Source organism: Halorubrum sp. PV6 (genome assembly GCF_003990725.2).
GTDB lineage: Archaea > Halobacteriota > Halobacteria > Halobacteriales > Haloferacaceae > Halorubrum.
The window spans coordinates 2,215,645-2,234,635 of the sequence record NZ_CP030064.1 but is presented as its reverse complement, the minus strand read 5'-3'; the positions used below and the strand labels follow the sequence as shown (position 1 = coordinate 2,234,635).

Genomic DNA, 18,991 nt, shown 5'->3' with positions numbered 1-18,991 from the left:
CATACTGCCACTCGTTCACATGACTAAACGCATCTGGGAGGACCTGCTCACCGAGCGCGACAAGCAGGTCATCTCCGCGGCCGGATACGACCAGGAAGGCGCGTCCTCGTGGGAGTCCCGCGGGATGGGCACGAATCCGATGGTCCTGGTCATCGACATGCAGCGACTCGTCGTCGGCGCCGACGAGCCGATCCTCGACGCCGTCGAGGAGTATCGCACCGCGATGGGCGAAATCGCGTGGAACGCGATCGACCACATCGAGCCGTTCCTGACGTTCGCTCGCGAGCGAGACGTTCCCGTCACGTACACGCGAGTCGTCCCGTCGAGCTACGACGACCCCCAACACGAGGACCTCGACATCGTCGAGGCCGTCGCGCCCGAAGACGGTGAGACGGTGATAAACAAGTCGTACGCCTCCGCCTTCTACGGGACCGACCTCCTCTCGCGGCTGGTCCGGGGCGGGCACGACTCCGTGATCATCGTCGGCAACTCCACGAGCGGGTGCGTCCGCGCGACCGCGATCGACGCCCAACAGAACGGGTTCAACGTCGTCTTGCCACAGGAGTGTCTCTTCGACCGGATCGAGGCGAGCCACAAGATCGCCCTGATGGACCTGTGGATGAAGTACGCGGAGGTGCTCGAACGCGACGAGGTGGAGTCGTGGGTGGAGGGGATCGAGGCATGACGGACCACGACCTCGTCATCGCGAACGGCACCGTCGTCACGCCCGAACTCGGCGTCTTCGAGGCGGACGTGGCCGCCGACGGGGACACGATCTCGGCGATCGCGAGTCCGGGGACCCTCTCCGGCGACCGGGTGATAGACGCCGCGGGCAACCACGTCCTCCCCGGCGCCATCGACCCGCACACCCACCACGGGATCTATCGCGGCCTCGACGCCGACGCCGAGTCGGAGTCGCGTTCCGATCTGGTCGGCGGCGTCACGACCATCGGGAACTACTTCCGGCGGGGCGGCTCCTACGAGGAGATCATGGACGGCTACTTCGCCGAGGCGGAGCCGAACTACTACCACGACTACTTCTTCTCGTTGGGACTGCTCTCGTTCGAACACATCGACGAGATCCCGTACATCGTCGATGAGCTCGGTATTACGTCATTTAAATGGTATAAAAACTACAAGGACGTCGCCCCGGAGAAGTTCGGCACCGACTCGAAGATGCACGACGACTGGGCGGACGCGTTCATCCAGGAACTCGCCGCCCAGGACGCCCCTACGACGCTCGGCCACCACTCCGAGAACATGGAGATCACGAGCGCGCTCGGCGACAACCCGTACCTCGACTCCGCGGTCGACGACGACCAGGAGTACCGCGGCTACGACGTGTTGGTCGACCAGTTCCCGGACTACGCGGAGGCACAGAGCATGACCGCGAGCGGGTCGCTGGCCCGCCAACACGACTACGACGACAGCTTCTACGCGGTCCACGTCTCGGCGGGACGGACCGCCGACGAACTGGCGATGCTCCACGACGCGGGCTGGGAGATCACCGGCGAGACGTGTACGCACTACCTCTGTCTCACGACCGAGGAGTGTGACGAGCGCCACAACGTCAACCCGCCGGTCCGGTCGAAGGCGGACCAGGAGACCTTATGGAGCCGGGTCGCGGACGGGACCATCTCCTGTATCGGCACCGACCACTGCGCGAACCTGCGCGACGACAAGGTCGGCGAGGACGTGCCCGACAGCCTCCCCGGCTTCCCCTCGTCGGCGACGCTGCTCCCGCTCATGCTCTCCGAGGGCGTCCACGAGGGGCGTATCTCGCTGGAGCGCGCGGTCGAGGTGACATCGACGAACACCGCGAAAGCGTTCAATATATATCCGAAGAAGGGGTCGATTCAGGTCGGAAGTGACGCAGACCTCGCGGTCGTCGACCTCGACGAGACGAAGACGGTGACCCCCGAGCTGCTCCAGGGCGGCGCGGACTACTCCCCGTACGAGGGACGCGACGTGACCGGCTGGCCGACGCACACGGTCGTCCGCGGCCAGGTCGCCTACGAGAACGGCGAGGTGGTCGGCGAACGCGGCCACGGGACCCACATCGACCGCCCGATCTGACCGTCCCGGACCGATCGCCGTCGCCCGATCGCCCGGCTCAGGCCGGGACCGGGCGCGGGCGATCCACCACCCAACGAACACGGACACACGCACATGACACGACACAGCATTCGACCGACGACGAATCGACCGGCGCGCGCCGCACACGGCGCCGCCGAGACACTCACGAGGCGCCGATGAGTCGCGACGCGGCCACGGACGGCGGCGCAGACGACGACGCAGACGGTGAACGCGCCGACGCTACGAGCGACGACGATTCCGACACCTCCGCCGGCCCGCTCGACGGTCTCACCGTGGTCGAGGCCGGCTCGATGATCTCGATCGGAACGGTGGGGCGCCTGCTCGCGGACTTCGGCGCGGACGTGATCAAGGTCGAACACCCGGCGACCGGCGACCACCTGCGCCACTTCGGGCCGCAGAAGGAGGGCGTCGGGCTCTGGTGGAAGTACCTCGGGCGCAACAAGCAGTCGGTGACGCTCGACATCTCCACCGAGGAGGGGAAGGTCGTCTTCGAGGATCTGGTCGCCGACGCGGACGCGCTCATCGAGAACTTCCGGCCGGGCACCCTCGAACGGTGGGACCTCGGCTACGACCACCTCTCCGAGCTCAACCCCGGCCTCGTGATGCTCCGGCTGAGCGGGTTCGGGCAGACGGGGCCGTACAGCGACCGGCCCGGCTTCGGCACCCTCGCGGAGGCGATGTCCGGGTTCGCGTTCCTCAACGGCTACCCCGACCGGGAGCCGTTGCTGCCGCCGACCGGATTGGCAGACGGCATCGCGGCGATGTTCTCGACGATGGCGGTCGCGTTCGCGCTGTACAACCGCGACGCGAACGGCGGCTCCGGGCAGTACATCGACACGAGCCTCATCGAACCGATCTTCTCGCTCATCGGGCCGCAGCCGCTCCGATACCAGCAACTCGGCGAGATCGAAGAGCGGTCGGGGAACCGCTCCACCTCGTCCGCGCCGCGGAACGTCTACCAGACGGGCGACGGGCGGGCGGTCGCCATCTCGGCGAGCGCACAGCCGATCGCGATGCGGGTGTTCGACGCCATCGAGCGTCCCGATTTAAAAGACGACCCGCGCTTCGCGGACAACGAGAAGCGACTGGAGAACGTCGAGGAGCTCGACGCGGCCATCCAAGACTGGATGGACGACCACACCCGCGAGGAGGTCATCGACCGGTTCGAGGAGTACGAGGCGACCATCGCGCCGATCTACAACGTGGCCGACATCCTCGACGACGAGCACTATCAGGCGCGCGACGCGGTCGTGGAGATCCCCGACGACGAGATCGGGATCGGCGCGGTCCAAAACACCATCCCGCACCTCTCGGAGACGCCGGGATCGATCTCGCATCTCGGGCCGCCGCTCGGCGCGCACAACGAGGCGGTGTACGGCGAGCGGCTGTCGTACGACGAGGAGACGCTTGCCGAACTCGACGCGGAGGGCGTCATATGATCGAGTACCCCGAGGACGTGACAGTAGTCGAGATGCTCCCGCGTGACGGGTTCCAGCGGCTCGACGAGTTCGTCCCGACCGACGAGAAAGTCGAGATCATCGACGACCTCTCGAAGACCGGCGTCGACGAGATCGAGATCACCTCCTTCACGCACCCGAAGGCGGTCCCGACGCTACGGGACGCCGACGATGTCGCAAAGCGCATCGAGCGTCACGACGACGTGACCTACCGCGCGCTGGTGCCGAACGCGGTCGGGATGGAGCGAGCCATCGAGGCCGACGTCGACAAGGTGAACGCCCTCGTAACCGTGAGCGAGACGTACAGCGAGCACAACCAGAACATGACCGTCGAGGAGATTCTCGAAGGCGTCGAGGAGATAGTCGCAATGGCCGAGGGGACGGACATCGAGGTCGAGGCCGGGATGGGGACGAGCTTCTACTGTCCGTACGAGGGGAAGATTCCCATGGAAGACACGCTGTCGGTCGTCGACCGCGTCGTCGAGGCCGGCGTCGACGAGGTGACGCTCGCGACGACGATGGGGCTCGCCAATCCGGTCGAGATCGAGGCGATGTACACGGCGGTCTTCGACCGACACCCCGACCTTGACGCCGGACTCCACCTGCACGACACGAACGGGATGAGCCTCGCGAACACCCTCGTCGCGATGCAGTGCGGGGTCGACCGGTTCGACACCTCACACTGCGGGCTCGGCGGCGGCGTCGTCTTACCGGACGGGCTCGCCGGCGTCGGCAACACCCCGACGGAGGACCTCGTCCATCTGCTGAGTAGCATGGAAATCGGAACGAACGCGTCGTTCGAACGCGTCGAGTCGGTCGCACACGAGGTCGCCGACAGACTCGACTTGGGGGCGACGAGCCACGTCCTGATGGGCGGGACCGTCGACCGCGTGTTAACGACCGTCGCGGAGGACAACACATGACTGGAAAAACCATCTCGGAAAAACTGCTGTCGGAGAAATCGGGAACAGACGTACGCGCCGGCGACTACGTGGAGGCCGGCGTCGACGTGATGATGACCCACGACGTGACGGGGCCGTTGACGTTCGAGGTCTTCGAGGACGTGACGGGCGACGACGCCGAGCTCGTCGACCCGGACAACACCGTCATCACCATCGACCACCACGCGCCCGCGGACGGCGTCAAGGCCGCGAACAACCACAACATCGTCCGGGAGTTCGCCGCCGAGTACGGCGCCCAACAGTACGAGGTCGGCGACGGGATCTGTCACCAGGTCTTGGTCGAGGAGGGGTTCGTCGCGCCGGGCGATCTGGTGATCGGCGCGGACTCGCATTCGACCACCTTCGGCGGGGTCGGCGCCTTCGGGACCGGGGTCGGCTCGACCGACCTCGGGACGACGCTCGCGACCGGTGAACTGTGGTTCCGGGTGCCGGAGACGCTCCGGTTCGAGGTCGAGGGCGACCTCCCCGATGGGGTGTACGCGAAGGACCTCATCCTGAAGTTCATCGGCGACGTGGGGTTCGACGGCTGTACGTACATGACCGCCGAGTACGGCGGCTCGGCGGTGGAGGCGATGCCGATCCACGAGCGGCTCGTCCTCTCGAACATGGCCATCGAGATGGGCGGGAAGGCCGGCATCGTCGCGCCCGACGAGCGCACCGCCGACTTCCTCGAAGCGCAGACCGGCGAGCGACCCGACATCCCGGCGTACACCCAGCCCGACGACGACGCCGCATACGAGGCGGTCCACACCTACCGGGCCGAGTCGCTCTCGCCGCAGGTGTCGACGCCCTCGAACCCGGAGAACGCGGTCGATGTCGACGAGGTCGTCGGCACCGAAATCGACCAGCTGTTCGTGGGGACCTGCACGAACGGCCGGTACGAGGACATCCGGATCGTCGCGGACATCATCGAGGGCGAACGGCTCGCCCCGAACACGCGGATGGTCGTCGTCCCGGCCTCGAAATCCGTTTATAAACAGATGATGCACACCGGCGTCATGGAGACGTTCGTCGACGCCGGCGCCATCGTCCAGAGCGCGGGCTGCGGCTCCTGTTTCGGCACGCATCAGGGCGTCTTAGGCGACGGCGACGTCTGTCTCGCCACCGCGAACCGCAACTTCCCCGGCCGGGAGGGGTCGATGGAAAGCGAGGTGTACCTCGCGAGCCCCGCCACCGTCGGCGCGTCGGCGCTGTACGGCGAGATAACCGACCCGCGGGAGGTCGAGTTGAACCGGTACGACGACTACGTCCTCGGCGGGGTGGGCGCATGAGCGACACCGACGCCGACCGCGACATCGACACGACCGACCCCGGTCGGGCGTGGACGTTCGGGGACAACATCGACACCGACCAGATCATTCCGTCGCGGTTCCTGGTCTCCAGCGACCCGGCCGAGCTCGGCGAGAACGCCTTCAACGACCTCCGGCCGGAGTTCGCGCCGAACGTCGCCGCGGGCGATTTCGTCGTGGGCGGGCACAACTTCGGAAGCGGCTCCTCGCGCGAACACGCGCCCCTCTCGCTTCTGGGCGCCGGCGTCGACGGTATCGTCGCGCAGTCGTTCGCCCGTATCTTCTTCCGGAACGGGATCAACCTCGGGCTGCCCGTGTTGATCTGTCCGGACGCCGACCGGATCGACGACGGCGACGAGATCAGTCTCCGGCTCGACGAGGGCGCCGTGATCAACCACACCGCCGACGAGCGGTACGACGCCGACCCGCTGCCGGAGTTCCTGCAGTCGCTCGTCGACAGCGGCGGTCTCGAACCGTACACGCGAGCGAAACTCGGAACCGAGTGAGCGCGGGGCGGGTCGGGACCGGTCGGGTCGAAGCCGTGTCGCCTTCGCGTTCGACGCCGTCGGTTCGACGCGTCGTCGAACGCCACCGGTAAATAGGTAACACAACTGGTGTATCTGATAACATCCAATTATTTTTAAATTAAATCCCCAAGGACCCCTCGACTCGCACTCACAATCGATGGCGGCTCTGTCGAACTCCTCGACCGGTGAGACGCTCTCAGCGCTCTGCTGCATAGCGGGCGCGAGTCTCCTACTAAATTCCTCTCGGATTCGGTCAGGCCGGATCGCTCAGTACAGAGGACTCACCTGTCACCCCGAACCTTGGTTGCCAGTTATTCGTCAGATCACTTCACGAAACAACGAGTCAGTCTTGACAATTAATGATCGCCATCAGGCCGATCATCCACGATGTCGAATGATTCCGTCTCCACCGTCTCATCAACGTCTCCTTCAACAGTCATATCATATGAAACAGCTCTGACCGGGTCTCCGACGGTGAGATTTAGTCCACCGAGTTGGACACCAACCGAAGCGTAATTAGTACCGGCATCTGGCACTAGTTTCATCGAAATTATCCAATCATCAATTGTTAAGCTGTCAAGAGTTGCGCCCCATACCATAGGTTCATCAGAATTGCGACTTTTGTTCAGTGGCTCAACGGTAACGCCTTCGATTGTTCCGTACTCCTCAAGTAACGATATATCAATCTCGATTACTACCTCGTCAGCTTCTGGAGTCAGCCACTCAACGTAGATATCTTGTCGGCTCTCACGATCACGATAGGTGTTAATTGAATTCAGACACAGTGTTGGCGAGAGTAACTGAGGGTCTACGAGTGTGAACTCCCCGTCTAACGAAAGTGCGAAACCACACTTACTCCCGCTTTTATCACCGTGGAAACTGCCTTGGCGGAACTCCACGTGGTCATCGGGAGATTGAATGTCGTATTGGACTTCAGTCACTGCTTCGACATCTGTGAACTGGTATCCTGTCAACGCCAACGCGATCGGGTCTGCATCGGACGCATCTTCCGACGTACGAATCACGAGGTCAATAGTCCCGTCAGTGATATCCAACGTATCGACGTTGTTGTTGTAAGCCTCTGTAGGTCCATATCTCCCTTGTGTGGTTTCGACAGAGAGATCTTCTGTGTTTACTCCATACTGCTCTAACGGGGTAACGTCTATTCTGACGTTATGCTCCTGATTTTCCTCAGGTAATTGGCTTCCTGACAGGTCGAATATCTCAATAACTTGTTCGGTATCGAAGCCTACTCTAATGTTGTCTACAGTGACGGGCATACTCACCCGCGGCTCGTCCTGAGATTCTCTCTCCGAGAAATTCATACAGCCAGAACCGGCAGCAATGAGGGTGACAGATCCTGTAGCGATGAGATCTCGACGTTTCACGCGGAACCGGTGTCATCAGAGACGTATAGCCTTTCTGTGAACCTATTGTTCGATATTCTCCTTCAGGTCGTAGTGTCTCGGACTGATGGGATTCTAGCTGGTCAACTCGCAAGCGAATTCTACCGGATGATCCAGAATATAGCCGGAGAAAATAACACCGTTCAGGTGCTGACTACACGCTCTGTACCTCGCATCCAGTTCGCATCAGGCTCTCCGACTATCAACACCGCCTCAGTAGCCGATAACCCCCGCCAGTTCGATGGGGCACTCGTAGACTGTGAGACGCTTAGACCCCTCGGAAGTGCTGAACGGCCGGGATCGACGGGAGTGACCCACCGCTTAACGGAGCCCCGTGACGCCGACGACCAACAGTAACACGCCTAATCCGCGATACAACCAGATCGGAGCGATCGACCCGTCCGATCGGTCAGCCGTCGAGCGCCGCAGGGAGTCGAGACCCGCCGCGTGAACCCGCTCCGGAACGGCAACGTAGGCGAGACCGAGGATCCCGGCCGCGACGTATCCGACGTGCCACAGCATGCTCATGCGTTCCCGTTACCGGGCGGCCGTGTATAGTTCCTGATCGTTCCCCGTCGGGTCGAGAGCGTTCACGCAGTTGTATCAATATTCAGTATATTATTGGTTTCAAATATAACTGTGCCAAGCGCGGCGTCGGTCGCCCCGTCCGTCCCCTCCTCGTTCCAGCGATGCGCCGAATCGCTGGCTCTGCTCTACCTCAAACTTGCGGAACGATACCACCCACCAATACGATTATTGACCCGCGGGGCGTATGTCCGCGTGGTGTTGTGTACATGACAGGAAAACAGATACTGATGATCGTCGGCGACTTCGGCGAAGACTACGAGATCATGGTGCCGTTCCAGGCGCTCCAGGCGGTCGGCCACGAGGTCCACGCTGTCTGTCCGGAGCGAGGTGCCGGTGACACGGTCAAGACCGCCATCCACGACTTCCGCGGCGACCAGACGTACCTCGAAACCCGCGGCCACGACTTCGAGCTCACGCACGGGCTCGACGAGATCGACCCGGCGGACTACGACGCCTTGGTCGTCCCCGGCGGGCGCGCCCCCGAGTACCTCCGTGGGTACGAGGAAGTGCTCGACGCGGTACGGCACTTCTTCGAGGCGGACAAGCCGGTCGCGTCGATCTGTCACGGCCCGCAGATCCTCGCCGCGGCGGGCGTTCTCGACGGCTACGAACTCACCGCCTACCCCGCCGTCAGACCCGAGGTCGAAGCCGCGGGCTGCTCGTGGGTCGACGGCGTGACCACCGACGGGAACCTCGTCACCGGACAGGCGTGGCCCGACCACCCCGAGTGGATCGCGCAGTTCCTCGAACTGCTCGGTACGGAGATCGACCACGGCGCGCCGGCCGCGACCGCGGACTGACCACCCCGTGACATTTTTCAGATGACCGACCCGCGAGCCGTCGCCGTCAACGTCGCCGCCAACACGAACCAGCCCGGCTTCCGCGGTCCCGTGTACCCCGACGGCTCGTTCGCGTACGTGCCGATCCCCGAGTCCGCCGCCACGCTCCCTCGCGATCGGTTTCCGGTCGACGAGCCGCTGCCGACCTACGCCGACCTCGACCTCCCCTTCGCGGTGCCGGCCGACCTGCGCGAGACGCCGGTCCACCTCGACCCGGAGTTTCCCGGCGTTCACGGTCGCACCCGCGCGACCTACGGCGACCCCCACGGCGTGAAAGCCGGGCGCATCGCCGGCCTCGAACCGGGTGACTGGCTGTTATTCTACGCGACGCTGTCGCTGCGCCCGCACGGCTGGGGCGGTCCGGAGGCGGCGCCGGTCGCGGACGGCGGTTCGCCCCCCGACGCCGACCTCGCTCCCGACTGGGGCGCGTACCTGTTCGCGGGGATTCGGATCGACCGCCTCCTCGCCGTCGGCGAGGGCGCGGCCGCCGACTCGGCCGCGGTCGATCGGGCCGCGGCGGCCGACCTCGCCCCGACGAACGCCCACCTGAAGCGAGACCCGTTCGACGCGCGGGTCGTGGTCGCCGGCGACCCGGACGCGTCCGGGCCGTTCGAGCGCGTCGTCCCGCTGAGCGAGCCGGACGCCGGCGCGGACGCGAACCGCCTCGTCACCGAGCTGTCGAGCGACTCGGGGAAGGGGCCGTGGTGGCGGCGCCCCTTCGCGTTCGACGCCGACGCGACGGCGACGCTCTTGGACCGCATCGAGTGACCCCGCGTCGCGGGCCCCGCACACGCCGATTTATGTGCCGTGCTACCATACAGATACGCATGGCAGACGAAACAGCCGACGGGGGAGACGCGACAGCGAGCGACGACCACGCGGGACGCGGCGCGCCCTCGCGGATCGGCCGGGTGCTGCTCGGGGTCGGCCTCGCCGCACAGGCCTCCGAGGACTTCCGCGATATGGACGACACGATCGAATACGCCGAGTCCGCGGGGGTGCCCGCGCCCGACCTCGCCGCGCCGTTCGCCTCCGGGATGATGGTCGCGGCGGGCGTCGGCATCGCCTTCTGGAGGCTCCCGCGGATCGCGACCGGCGCGGCGGTCGCCTTCCTGACGGTGGTGACCGCGACGATGCACGACTTCTGGAACGCCGACGAGGACGACAAAAGCGGCGAGCGACTCGCCTTCTTCGGGAACCTCGCGATGCTCGGCGGGACCTTGGTGTTCCTGCGCGAGGCGTACAAGAAGTGACGGACGACGCGGCGCGCGGTCCAGCGCGGGGAGCCGGTCGGCCGGAGGCTGTCGGCTCTCCGAATCCCTCGTCGTCCGTGGCACGGTTCTGTCGAGATCGGCGGCGGCCGCGACGAACGGCGCGGTGAACCGCGGGCGCGCCCGTCGCCACCCGCTCATCAGCACCTGAGACTGTCCACTTCGGTCAGGCGACCGGGCTCGGTGTCAGGTAACGTCTCCACCGCCCGGCGGACGCAGCGGCCTACGTGTCCGCGAATTCGACGTTCGTGATCTCGAACCGCGCTCCGCCCTCGCTCCCGTCCGTCACGCGAACGTGCCAGTCGTGAGCAGCGACGATTTGTCTGACGATACTCAGTCCAAACCCGGTTCCGTTCGCCGACTGCGAGTGGCCGGCCTCGAAGACGGCGTCGCGCTCGCCGGGCGGAATTCCCGGACCGTCGTCCTCGACGTAGAACCCGTCGTCTAGCCCCCCGACCGTCACGGTCGCATCCGTCCGACCGTGTTCGACGGCGTTTCGGAACAGGTTCTCAAACACCTGCTTGAGGCGATCGCGGTCCGCCCACACCGTCTGATCGACAGCGGTGACTAACTGTCCTTGCTCCATCTCAACGTTCTCCCAGCACCCGTCGGCTATCGTCGCGAGGGCAACCGGCTGCGTGTCGGTCATCTCCTTGCCATCCCGAGCCAGCGTCAGGAGATCCTCGATTAGCGCCTCCATCCTGTCTAACGCCCCCCGGAGCCCGTCGAGATGGTCGCTCTCACACTCGTCGGCCACCAACTCGAGGTGCCCGGCGGCGACGTTCAGCGGGTTCCGCAGGTCGTGTGACACGACGCTGGTGAACTCTTCCAGTCTCTGCTGGCGTTCTATCCGCTCGGTGATGTCCTGAAACGTGCCGCGCACACCGACGATCTCGCCATCCTCACGCCAGGGCTCGCCGCGAGCGCGGACCCATCGCACCTCGTCGTCCGCCGTGACGATGCGCAACTCCAGGTCGAACGGCTCGCCGTCAGTCGTCACCCGCTCGACGGCATCCCGAATCGTCGCCTGATCCTCGGGGTGATAGAACCCGACTGCATCCCCGACTGTCGGCTCGAACTCCATGTCGACGCCGTGAATCCGATAGACTTCGTCGGTCCAGCGGAGCGACGCAGTTCGGCGGTCGATCTCCCAGCCACCGACATCTGCGACGGTCTGGGTCTGTGACAGGAACTTGTTGGCCTGCTCAAGCTCTCGGCTCTGCCGCTCGCGCGCCGTGATATCGCGGTACAGCCACAAGTTCGCCTCGCCTTCGGGCAGGGTGTAGGGCACGTAATCGCGTTCCAACACGCGGCCGTCCGTGAGGCGGAGCTCCTCGTTTTGGACCAGCTCCCGCCGTTCGAGTCGCTCCGCGATCCCCTCGATGAACGCCTCCGGCTCGGCGAACCGGTCTTTGAGATCTTCAGCCGCCTCGGCGCAGTCACAGTCCGTGAGCTCCTCGCCGCTGATCGGGACGCCAAGCGTCTCGCCCAAGCTGTCGTTCGCTACGAGCACGCCGCGTTCGGCGTCTTCGACGAGCACCCCCATCGGCAGATTTTCGACGATCGTTCGAAGGACGGTGTTCGTCTGTTCGAGTTCGCGCTCGCGCTCCTTCCGCTCGGTAATATCGCGCAGTATCCCGACCGACCCCTCGAACGACTCCCCTTCGTACGGCAAGACGCCCATGTGGTCCTCACAGGGGATCGGCTCACCGCGACTCGGCTGCACCTCGATCTCGAACTGCACGCTGTCGGGCCCGTCCGACGAGAGCAGCCGCCCGAGATTGGCTTCCGAACGGTCAACGGCCGCCGACGATTTGATAAGCGCCGGCGACGCTCCGGTGATCGCCTCGCGGTCGTACCCAACCATCTCGACGAACGCGTCGTTCACGTACTCGAACTCCCCCGTCTCGTCGAGCACGTAGACCGGGTCGTTGAGCGTCTCGACGAGCGTTCGAAACAGGGTGAGTTCGACCTCCTGCTCCTGTTGTGCGGAGCGGTCCCGGACCGAACAGATCAGCTCGCCGGTGTCCGTCTGGGCGACGGTGTGATCCTCGACGAAGGTCGTCCCGTCGGCCCGGAGCCCGGTCGTCTCCCCGCTCCAGTAGCCCTCCTCGGCGACCGTCGGCAAGATAACGTCCCGTGCGACCGCCGTGTCGCCGTCGGGGTAGATCAGTTCCCAGTGTTCCCCCTCCATCTCCTCGGGGTCGTACCCGTAGATGTCGGCGTAGGCCTGATTGACGTAGACGTACTCTCCGGCGTCGTCGAGGATGCTGATGCCCTCTTTGGCGGTTTCGATCGCTTTCCGCTGGCGCTTGCGATCCTTCTCCGCGCGATGTCGGTGGACGGCGTTTCGCAGTCGGTTCGCCAGGACGGTGTACTGGTCGGTTCCGCCCTTCTTCTGTAGGTAGTCCGTCACGCCCGCGGAGATGGCTTCGCCGGCGACCTCCTCGGACCCCTTGCCGGTAAACAGCACGAACGGCAGTTCGGGAGCCCTCTCGCGGACGGATCTGAGGAACTCGATACCGTTCTGACCGGGCATATCGTAATCGGAGATGACACAGTCGAAGTCGCCGTGAGAGAGGCGTTCCAGCCCCTCACTGGCGCTCGCCGCGGTCTCGACGGTGAAGCTCTCGTCCTCGCGTTTCAGAAACTCCGCAGTCAACGCAGCAAAATCCGGTTCGTCGTCAACGTGGAGGACGCTAATACTCTCCTGCCAACCCATGGCCGAAATTCATGGTAGTTAATAATAATACTGCGCCATCGTTCTCAGTCACGATACCCTCACGCGGCGTCTTTCACCAGCGTGGCGGCGTTAGTCGTGTTTTATTACGCATCCGACGGCCGCGTGACGGGCTATTGGTCCGTCGTCCGTCCGGTGTGAACCAACGCCGCCGGCTACACCCGCCGCGTTCCGCGCGCGCTCCACAAGCCGCCGGGTCAGAGCCGGCCCGCGCCACCGCGTTATCGCTTATAAATCGCCGGCGTCCAACGGGTCCTCGAGCTGTCCCATCACCGCCTCCATGGTGTCGGTCGCGGTGAGCAGCCCGACGACCGCCCCGTCCTCGATGACGAGGGCGAGCTCTTGGGACTCGGCCTGGAACTGGTCGTAGGCGTCGCTGACGCTCGCGTCCGCCGATATCGTCATCGGCGGGGCCGCGAGCTCCGCGAACGTCGTCTCCCCCTCCCGGAGCCGCTCGAAGTTTGAGACGATCGAGGGCGCATAGACGATCCCCTCGAACTCGGTCGCGTCGTCGCCGACGAGCGGGAAGCGGCTGTGTGGGGTGTCGCGGATGCGGTCGAGGTTCGCCTCGACCGACGCCGCCGTCGACAGCGAGATTATCTCGTCGGCCGGCGTCAGGATCTCCCGGACGGTGACGCCGTCGACGTCGAGCGCGTTGAGGACCTCCTCGCGGCGCTCCTCGGGGAGTTCGACCTCCTCCATCATCGAGCCGAGACGGGTGCGCAGCTCGGCGCGCGTCTCCAACACCTCCTCTTCGGCCTCGGTCCACGACCCGGTCATCTCGATGCCGAACAGCCGGAGCGTCGCCTTCGCGACCCAGTCGCCGACTTTTATCAGCGGCGAGATGAGCCACGCGAACCAGTACAGCGGCCGCGCGCCGTACCCGGCGACCTGCTTCGAGCGCTCGACGCCGAGGTACGTCGGCGTCTGCTCGCCGTGCGTCAGGTGGACCATGTTGATGAGGAAAAAGCCCAGGAGCGAGCCGGCGCCGGCGGACGCCAGCGCGGTGGTCTCGAACAGCGGCGCGAACAGTGCGGCGAGGCCGGGCTCCGCGACGATGCCGAGCGCGATGCTCGTCCCGGAGATCCACACCTGACAGGTGGTGAGGTAAAACTCCAGATCGTCGGTCATCTCCCAGGCGCGCCGTAGCCCCGGCGTGTCCATCTCCGACTCCGGGTACTGACGGAGCCGCGTCAGGGCGAACTCGACGGCGACGAAGAAGGCGTTGATCAGGATGAGACCGACGCCGGCGGCCACGCGGAGGGCGATCTCGCCTGACGCCATCGCTGTCGCGAGCGGGATCATCGTCTCACCGATCGTCGGTCGGAGGGAAAAATGATCGCGATGCGGGCCGGTGCGTTACTCGTAGTCGTCGTACGTGGGCAGCCCCGATTCGGGCGGGAACTCGTCGACCGGGACGGTCGTCTCGTCGCCGCTCGCCATGTCTTTAATCGTGTACTCGCCGTTCGCTAAGTCGCGCTCGCCGACCACCACGACCGTCTCGGCGTTGATCGAGTCGGCGTACCCCAACTGCGCGCCGAACGAGCGGCCGGAGACGTCCTGTTCGACGACCACGTCGTCGCCGAGCGCCCGGAGGTCGCCCGCGAGGTCGGCCGCCTCGCTCCGCGTGTCGCCCACGCTGAGCACGTAGTAGTCGGTCGTCAACTCCTCGTCGGGCCAGACGCCGGCGCGCTGACAGAGGAGTTTGAGGGTGGCGTGACCGGGTGCGACGCCGACCGCGGGGGTCGGCTGGCCGCCGAAGCTCTCGATGAGGTCGTCGTAGCGCCCGCCGCCGAAGACGGAGCGGGACACCTCGCCGGTGGAGTCGAAGCACTCGAAGACGACGCCGGTGTAGTAGTCGAGGCCGCGCGCGGTCGTCAGCGACACCTCACAGAACTCGCCCGCGCCGAAGTCGTCGGCCGCGGCGAGCACGTTCCGGAGGTTCTCGACCGCCGCCTCGACCGCGTCGCCGCCGGCCGCCGCGACCGCGTCGAGGTCGTCGACGGTCTCGACGCCCGAGATGAGGTCGTCGAACTCGCGGGCCGTCGGCCGATCGAGGCCGGCGTCCGAGAGGAGCCCGAGGTACTCGGCGTCGTCGACCTTCGCGCGCTTGTCGACCGCGCGGATCGCGGCCTCCGTGTCCACCGCGTCCGGGTCGTCGGCGAGCGCGCGGACGAGCCCGCCCAAGATGTCGCGGTGCGAGACGCGGAACTCGAAGTCGTCGGCCGTGAGGCCCAGGTCGGTCAGGGCGTCGGCGGCGACCGCCAGCACCTCGGCGTCGGCCTCGGGCGCCGACGAGCCGAACACGTCGATGTTCGTCTGATAGAACTCGCGGAAGCGGCCCTGCTGGACCTGTTCGTAGCGCCAGAACGGCCGCGTGGAGACCCACTTGATCGGCTTCGACAGCTCCTGCCCCTTCGCGACGACCATCCGGGCGACGGTCGGGGTGAGCTCCGGGGTGAGCGAGACGCCGCGGCCGCCCTTGTCGTCGAAGGCGTACAGCTCCTCAACTATCTCCTCGCCGGACTTGTCGACGTACATCTCCGTGCGCTCCAAGGCGGGGGTGGCGATCTCGCGGAAGCCGTGTCGGCTTGCGGCGTCCTCGATTGCGTCGGTCACCTCGCGGCGAGCGGACTGCTCGCCGGGGTAGAAGTCGCGGAATCCCTTGAGGCCGTCGTACATACGCGTCGGTTCGACGACCGCCCGCTTGAAAGCATCCTTTCGGGGCGGGGACGGCCCTATTCGCGCTGGTACTCCTTCTGGAACCCGCGGAACTCGGTCCGGTGGGCCTCCTCGTCAGAGAGTAAGGTCACGGCGAGGTCCTCGGTGACCGGGTCGTCGGCCTCGTCGGCCGCGTTCACGAGGTCGCGGTAGGTCGCGATCGCGTCCTCTTCGGCGTCGAGGACGCCGTTGATGACGGTGAGTACGTCGGTCGAGTCCTCCGGCGGCTGCAAGGAGTGCTGTCTGGCCGTGAACTCGGCCGAGCCCGGCGGCCGCGCGTCGAGCTGTTTGAGTCGCTGTCCGATCTGCTCTGCGTGGCCGAGTTCCTCCTGAATGTCCTGTTTCAGGCTCTCTTTGATCTCCTCGGCGCGGACGCCGTCGAGGACGATGGCGTTCGTCTGGTAGTTCATCACGGTCTCGATCTCGTCGGCGTACGCGGCTCGGAGCAGCTCGACGACTCGTTCAGATGACATACGCGGTCATACGGGTGGGGACCCGAAAGTCGTTCCGGCCGTCCCGGCCCGGTGAGAACTCACGCGCGGTCGAGTGCCCTGTCAGTCGGTCCGACCGTGGACGTACGTCTGGTGGTGGTCCGGAAACACCTCGTCGACGGTCGCCGCGTCGTGCGTGTCGGCGATGAGCGTCCGGAGTTCGTCCTCGTAGTCGGCCTTCGGCACCTCCTCGCTCGGCCCCTGCTGGACGTCGAACGTCTCCTCGACGAGCCGGTCGACGGCGTGGCGGCCGAACCCGGACAGCGGGGAGATGTAATCGATCTCGTGGCGGTCTTCGAGGCTCTGTGCCTGCGCGCGCGACACGCTCGGCACCCGGTCGTCGCGGCGCGTGCCGTCCGCGATGGCGTCGACGTCGCGCCCGCCGATCGTCTCCAAGGCGTGTTCGTGGACGTGCTGGATGCCGTTTCGCGGATAGCCGTCGGCGATCATCGTCTCGACGGCCTCCTCGGCGATGTCGCGGTCGAGCTCGACCCGTTCGAAGGGGAACCCGAGCTCGGACGCCGCCCGCTCCGCGTGTTTCCAGTCGTCGGTGAGCCCGAAGCTGCCGGTGACGCAGCGCACGTCGTAGAACCGATCGAGCAGGTGGGCGGCGAGCGAGGAGTCTTTTCCCCCGCTGTACAGCAGCGCGAGCTCCATCTATCGCCGCCGGATGTCGAAACTCTGCTGGTCGGGCTGGAGCTCTTTTAAGAGGTCCCGCATCTGGTCTTCGTCGATCTGGCCCTGCACGCGACCGCTCTGTGCGAGCGCCGCGACCTGCTTTTTGACCTTCTCGCCGAACTCCGGCTTCGACATCGCGACCGCGTTGAGCCGCTGGCGCGCGCCGTCCGTGAGGTACTGTTTGAGGACGGCTTCCTGTTGGGCTTCTGCGCGCTGTTGGGCCTCCTGTTGCGCCTCGGCGTTGGCCTCGCCGCCCTGCTTCTGCTCGCGAAGCTCCTCCATCTTCTGTTCTCGCAGCTCTTCGAGCCGTTCGTCGTCGGGGTTCCCGCTCATGAACGCCTGTTCTCGGTCCGGGCGAAAAACGATTTCGGAGGCTTCGGGCGCGAGGCGCCCGACTCACCTCCCCGCGGGGACGGTCCGGGCCGCTTAAACGCGTCCTCGGCGTAGCCGCGCTCAATGAGCGAGTCGCGGGAGTTCTGTCCCCGGTGTGGCGATACCGTCCCGGAGCGGCGCGAGCCGCTGCCCGGCGACCCCCGAGGGCGGGACGCGCTGCTGTGTGACGACTGCTACTTCGAGGACTTCGAGTTGGTCGACGCGCCCGACCGGATCGAGGTGCTGGTCTGTTCCGGCTGCGGCGCCGTCCGGCGCGGCGAGTCGTGGCGAGACGTGGGCGCGCGCGACTACACCGACGTCGCCGTCGACGAGGTCGCCGAGGCGCTCGGAGTCCACGTCGACGCCGAAGAGGTCGAGTGGGGCGTCGAGCCCGAACAGGTCGACCAGAACACCGTCCGGATGCACTGTCAGTTCTCGGGGGTCGTCCGCGGGACGCTCCGCTCGGCCGAGGTCATGGTCCCGGTCAAGATATCGCGGGGGACCTGTGACCGCTGCGGTCGCATCGCCGGCGGCTACTACGCCGGCATCGTCCAGGTCCGCGCCGACGAGCGCGCCCTGACGCCGGCCGAGCGCGCCGAGGCGCTCGACATCGCCGAGTCGTACGTCGCCGACCAGGAGTCCGACGGCGACCGCGAGGCGTTCATCACGGAGGTCAAAGAGACCGACGACGGGCCGGACATCAAGCTCTCCTCGAACCGGCTCGCACAGAACGTCGCGACGCGGATCACGGAGTCGCTCGGCGGGAGCTTCGAGTCGTACCCGACGCTCGTCACCGAGGACAGCGACGGCAACGAGGTGTACCGGGTGACGTTCGCGGTCCGGCTCCCGCGGTACGCCCCCGACGAGATAATCGACCCCGAGGACGGCGACGGTCCCGTGCTGGTCACGAGCGTCACCGACCGGCTCCGCGGCGTCCGCCTCGCGACCGGCGCGGAGTACGTCTCCGAGTTCGAGGACGCGGCCGCCCCGGACGCGACTCGGCTCGGCCGTCGCGACGACGCCGTGGAGACGACGGTGGTCACGGTCGAAGACGAGAACGCGATCCAGGTGCTCGACCCGGTCACCTACGAGGCGAAGACGGTCCCGAACCCCGACTTCGTCGACGACGACGCCGACGCGGTGCTGGCCTTCGAACACGCCGGGACGGTCCATCTCGTCCCGGAAGAATAGCCTCTGACGGCGAGCGCCGTCGCTACGGTATAAAAAACAACGCCGACAGCCACAGAACGCGGGTCGCCGTTAGTCGGCGTGGGCGGGCTGTTCCTCGCCGAGCGCGGCGGCGCGCTCCGAGTCGGTCACGTCGATGCCTCGGCGTTCTAACTGCTCGACGAACTCCGCTTCGCTGAGTCCGGCTTGTGCGGCGGCCTGAGAGAGTGTCAGTGTTCGCGCCCCGTACAGCGTCAGCGCGGTCGACAGCCCGTTCGTTGCCATACCTACCGTACCGACGTGAGGGTTTATGAAGGTTACTAATTGATTGAGGGTCATGATACACCTTATACGATATATATTGACGATCGTCCAGTCCGTGGTAA

19 protein-coding genes are annotated in these 18,991 nt (G+C 65.8%); 10 read left to right on the top strand and 9 right to left on the bottom strand.

Annotated elements, in window-relative coordinates; all coding sequences use genetic code 11:
• Positions 1-19 precede the first annotated feature (19 nt).
• The 6 genes from DOS48_RS25145 to DOS48_RS25120 all read left to right on the top strand — a co-directional run bounded on the left by DOS48_RS25145 (position 20) and on the right by DOS48_RS25120 (position 6,311).
• Positions 20-685, top strand: coding sequence for an isochorismatase family protein (locus DOS48_RS25145; RefSeq protein WP_127118339.1), 666 nt, complete (start codon positions 20-22; stop codon positions 683-685).
• A complete protein-coding gene (locus DOS48_RS25140) occupies positions 682-2,076 on the top strand; it encodes a dihydroorotase family protein (RefSeq protein ID WP_127118338.1) in 1,395 nt (464 codons plus the stop codon). Before DOS48_RS25145 ends, DOS48_RS25140 begins: the two co-directional genes overlap by 4 nt.
• A gap of 176 nt (positions 2,077-2,252) precedes the next feature.
• On the top strand, positions 2,253-3,536 hold the full coding sequence (locus tag DOS48_RS25135) for a CaiB/BaiF CoA-transferase family protein (RefSeq protein WP_127118337.1): 1,284 nt from the start codon (positions 2,253-2,255) through the stop codon (positions 3,534-3,536).
• Positions 3,533-4,477, top strand: coding sequence for a hydroxymethylglutaryl-CoA lyase (locus tag DOS48_RS25130; protein ID WP_127118336.1), 945 nt, complete (start codon positions 3,533-3,535; stop codon positions 4,475-4,477). The genes DOS48_RS25135 and DOS48_RS25130 overlap by 4 nt, the downstream gene beginning before the upstream one ends.
• Entirely contained in the window at positions 4,474-5,787 is a 1,314-nt protein-coding gene (locus DOS48_RS25125) for a 3-isopropylmalate dehydratase large subunit (protein WP_127118335.1), read from the top strand. Before DOS48_RS25130 ends, DOS48_RS25125 begins: the two co-directional genes overlap by 4 nt.
• Positions 5,784-6,311 (top strand): 3-isopropylmalate dehydratase small subunit, encoded by a 528-nt coding sequence (locus DOS48_RS25120; RefSeq protein ID WP_127118334.1) that lies wholly within the window; start codon positions 5,784-5,786, stop codon positions 6,309-6,311. The genes DOS48_RS25125 and DOS48_RS25120 overlap by 4 nt, the downstream gene beginning before the upstream one ends.
• 377 nt (positions 6,312-6,688) lie before the next feature.
• Here the strand turns inward: DOS48_RS25120 and DOS48_RS25115 are convergent, their stop codons facing one another.
• Both DOS48_RS25115 and DOS48_RS25110 read right to left on the bottom strand, forming a co-directional pair.
• Positions 6,689-7,720: a hypothetical protein gene (locus tag DOS48_RS25115; RefSeq protein WP_127118333.1), complete on the bottom strand. Its 1,032-nt coding sequence runs from the start codon at positions 7,718-7,720 to the stop codon at positions 6,689-6,691.
• 339 nt (positions 7,721-8,059) lie between these two features.
• Positions 8,060-8,266 carry a hypothetical protein gene (locus tag DOS48_RS25110; protein ID WP_127118332.1) on the bottom strand — a complete coding sequence of 69 codons (207 nt, stop codon included), beginning with the start codon at positions 8,264-8,266 and terminating at the stop codon, positions 8,060-8,062.
• Between the two features lie 266 nt (positions 8,267-8,532).
• Here DOS48_RS25110 and DOS48_RS25105 point away from each other — a divergent pair, with 266 nt between their 5' ends.
• Genes DOS48_RS25105 through DOS48_RS25095 form a run of 3 tightly spaced genes read left to right on the top strand, consistent with a single transcriptional unit; the run spans position 8,533 to position 10,418 of the window.
• Complete coding sequence (locus DOS48_RS25105; RefSeq protein ID WP_127118331.1) at positions 8,533-9,126, top strand: DJ-1/PfpI family protein; 594 nt, start codon at positions 8,533-8,535, stop codon at positions 9,124-9,126.
• 21 nt (positions 9,127-9,147) lie between these two features.
• On the top strand, positions 9,148-9,933 hold the full coding sequence (locus tag DOS48_RS25100; protein ID WP_127118330.1) for a hypothetical protein: 786 nt from the start codon (positions 9,148-9,150) through the stop codon (positions 9,931-9,933).
• A gap of 59 nt (positions 9,934-9,992) precedes the next feature.
• Positions 9,993-10,418, top strand: coding sequence for a DoxX family protein (locus DOS48_RS25095; RefSeq protein ID WP_127118329.1), 426 nt, complete (start codon positions 9,993-9,995; stop codon positions 10,416-10,418).
• 241 nt (positions 10,419-10,659) lie between these two features.
• Here the strand turns inward: DOS48_RS25095 and DOS48_RS25090 are convergent, their stop codons facing one another.
• The 6 genes from DOS48_RS25090 to DOS48_RS25065 all read right to left on the bottom strand — a co-directional run bounded on the left by DOS48_RS25090 (position 10,660) and on the right by DOS48_RS25065 (position 17,399).
• Positions 10,660-13,158 (bottom strand): PAS domain S-box protein, encoded by a 2,499-nt coding sequence (locus DOS48_RS25090; RefSeq protein WP_127118328.1) that lies wholly within the window; start codon positions 13,156-13,158, stop codon positions 10,660-10,662.
• Between the two features lie 246 nt (positions 13,159-13,404).
• On the bottom strand, positions 13,405-14,481 hold the full coding sequence (locus DOS48_RS25085) for a CNNM domain-containing protein (protein ID WP_127118327.1): 1,077 nt from the start codon (positions 14,479-14,481) through the stop codon (positions 13,405-13,407).
• A gap of 54 nt (positions 14,482-14,535) precedes the next feature.
• On the bottom strand, positions 14,536-15,858 hold the full coding sequence (gene hisS, locus DOS48_RS25080; protein ID WP_127118326.1) for a histidine--tRNA ligase: 1,323 nt from the start codon (positions 15,856-15,858) through the stop codon (positions 14,536-14,538).
• A gap of 56 nt (positions 15,859-15,914) precedes the next feature.
• Positions 15,915-16,370, bottom strand: coding sequence for a ferritin-like domain-containing protein (locus DOS48_RS25075; RefSeq protein ID WP_127118325.1), 456 nt, complete (start codon positions 16,368-16,370; stop codon positions 15,915-15,917).
• Between the two features lie 81 nt (positions 16,371-16,451).
• A complete protein-coding gene (locus DOS48_RS25070) occupies positions 16,452-17,045 on the bottom strand; it encodes an asparagine synthase-related protein (RefSeq protein WP_127118324.1) in 594 nt (197 codons plus the stop codon).
• Entirely contained in the window at positions 17,046-17,399 is a 354-nt protein-coding gene (locus DOS48_RS25065) for a DNA-binding protein (RefSeq protein ID WP_127118323.1), read from the bottom strand.
• A 123-nt stretch (positions 17,400-17,522) separates the two neighbouring features.
• Between DOS48_RS25065 and DOS48_RS25060 the strand changes: the two genes are divergently transcribed.
• Positions 17,523-18,629, top strand: coding sequence for a 60S ribosomal export protein NMD3 (locus DOS48_RS25060; RefSeq protein WP_127118322.1), 1,107 nt, complete (start codon positions 17,523-17,525; stop codon positions 18,627-18,629).
• A 69-nt stretch (positions 18,630-18,698) separates the two neighbouring features.
• On the opposite strand, the gene DOS48_RS25055 is transcribed toward DOS48_RS25060, so the two are convergent.
• The gene (locus DOS48_RS25055; RefSeq protein WP_127118321.1) at positions 18,699-18,890 is read right to left on the bottom strand and encodes a UPF0175 family protein; all 192 of its coding nucleotides are present in this window, start codon (positions 18,888-18,890) and stop codon (positions 18,699-18,701) included.
• Positions 18,891-18,991 lie beyond the last annotated feature (101 nt).

Coding starts and splice junctions, on each gene's coding strand:
- DOS48_RS25145 (WP_127118339.1), top strand. CDS start 20: ATGACTAAACGCATCTGGGAGGACCTGCTCACCGAGCGCGACAAGCAG.
- DOS48_RS25140 (WP_127118338.1), top strand. CDS start 682: ATGACGGACCACGACCTCGTCATCGCGAACGGCACCGTCGTCACGCCC.
- DOS48_RS25135 (WP_127118337.1), top strand. CDS start 2,253: ATGAGTCGCGACGCGGCCACGGACGGCGGCGCAGACGACGACGCAGAC.
- DOS48_RS25130 (WP_127118336.1), top strand. CDS start 3,533: ATGATCGAGTACCCCGAGGACGTGACAGTAGTCGAGATGCTCCCGCGT.
- DOS48_RS25125 (WP_127118335.1), top strand. CDS start 4,474: ATGACTGGAAAAACCATCTCGGAAAAACTGCTGTCGGAGAAATCGGGA.
- DOS48_RS25120 (WP_127118334.1), top strand. CDS start 5,784: ATGAGCGACACCGACGCCGACCGCGACATCGACACGACCGACCCCGGT.
- DOS48_RS25110 (WP_127118332.1), bottom strand. CDS start 8,266: ATGAGCATGCTGTGGCACGTCGGATACGTCGCGGCCGGGATCCTCGGT.
- DOS48_RS25105 (WP_127118331.1), top strand. CDS start 8,533: ATGACAGGAAAACAGATACTGATGATCGTCGGCGACTTCGGCGAAGAC.
- DOS48_RS25100 (WP_127118330.1), top strand. CDS start 9,148: ATGACCGACCCGCGAGCCGTCGCCGTCAACGTCGCCGCCAACACGAAC.
- DOS48_RS25095 (WP_127118329.1), top strand. CDS start 9,993: ATGGCAGACGAAACAGCCGACGGGGGAGACGCGACAGCGAGCGACGAC.
- DOS48_RS25090 (WP_127118328.1), bottom strand. CDS start 13,158: ATGGGTTGGCAGGAGAGTATTAGCGTCCTCCACGTTGACGACGAACCG.
- DOS48_RS25085 (WP_127118327.1), bottom strand. CDS start 14,481: ATGATCCCGCTCGCGACAGCGATGGCGTCAGGCGAGATCGCCCTCCGC.
- hisS (WP_127118326.1), bottom strand. CDS start 15,858: ATGTACGACGGCCTCAAGGGATTCCGCGACTTCTACCCCGGCGAGCAG.
- DOS48_RS25075 (WP_127118325.1), bottom strand. CDS start 16,370: ATGTCATCTGAACGAGTCGTCGAGCTGCTCCGAGCCGCGTACGCCGAC.
- DOS48_RS25070 (WP_127118324.1), bottom strand. CDS start 17,045: ATGGAGCTCGCGCTGCTGTACAGCGGGGGAAAAGACTCCTCGCTCGCC.
- DOS48_RS25065 (WP_127118323.1), bottom strand. CDS start 17,399: ATGAGCGGGAACCCCGACGACGAACGGCTCGAAGAGCTGCGAGAACAG.
- DOS48_RS25060 (WP_127118322.1), top strand. CDS start 17,523: ATGAGCGAGTCGCGGGAGTTCTGTCCCCGGTGTGGCGATACCGTCCCG.
- DOS48_RS25055 (WP_127118321.1), bottom strand. CDS start 18,890: ATGGCAACGAACGGGCTGTCGACCGCGCTGACGCTGTACGGGGCGCGA.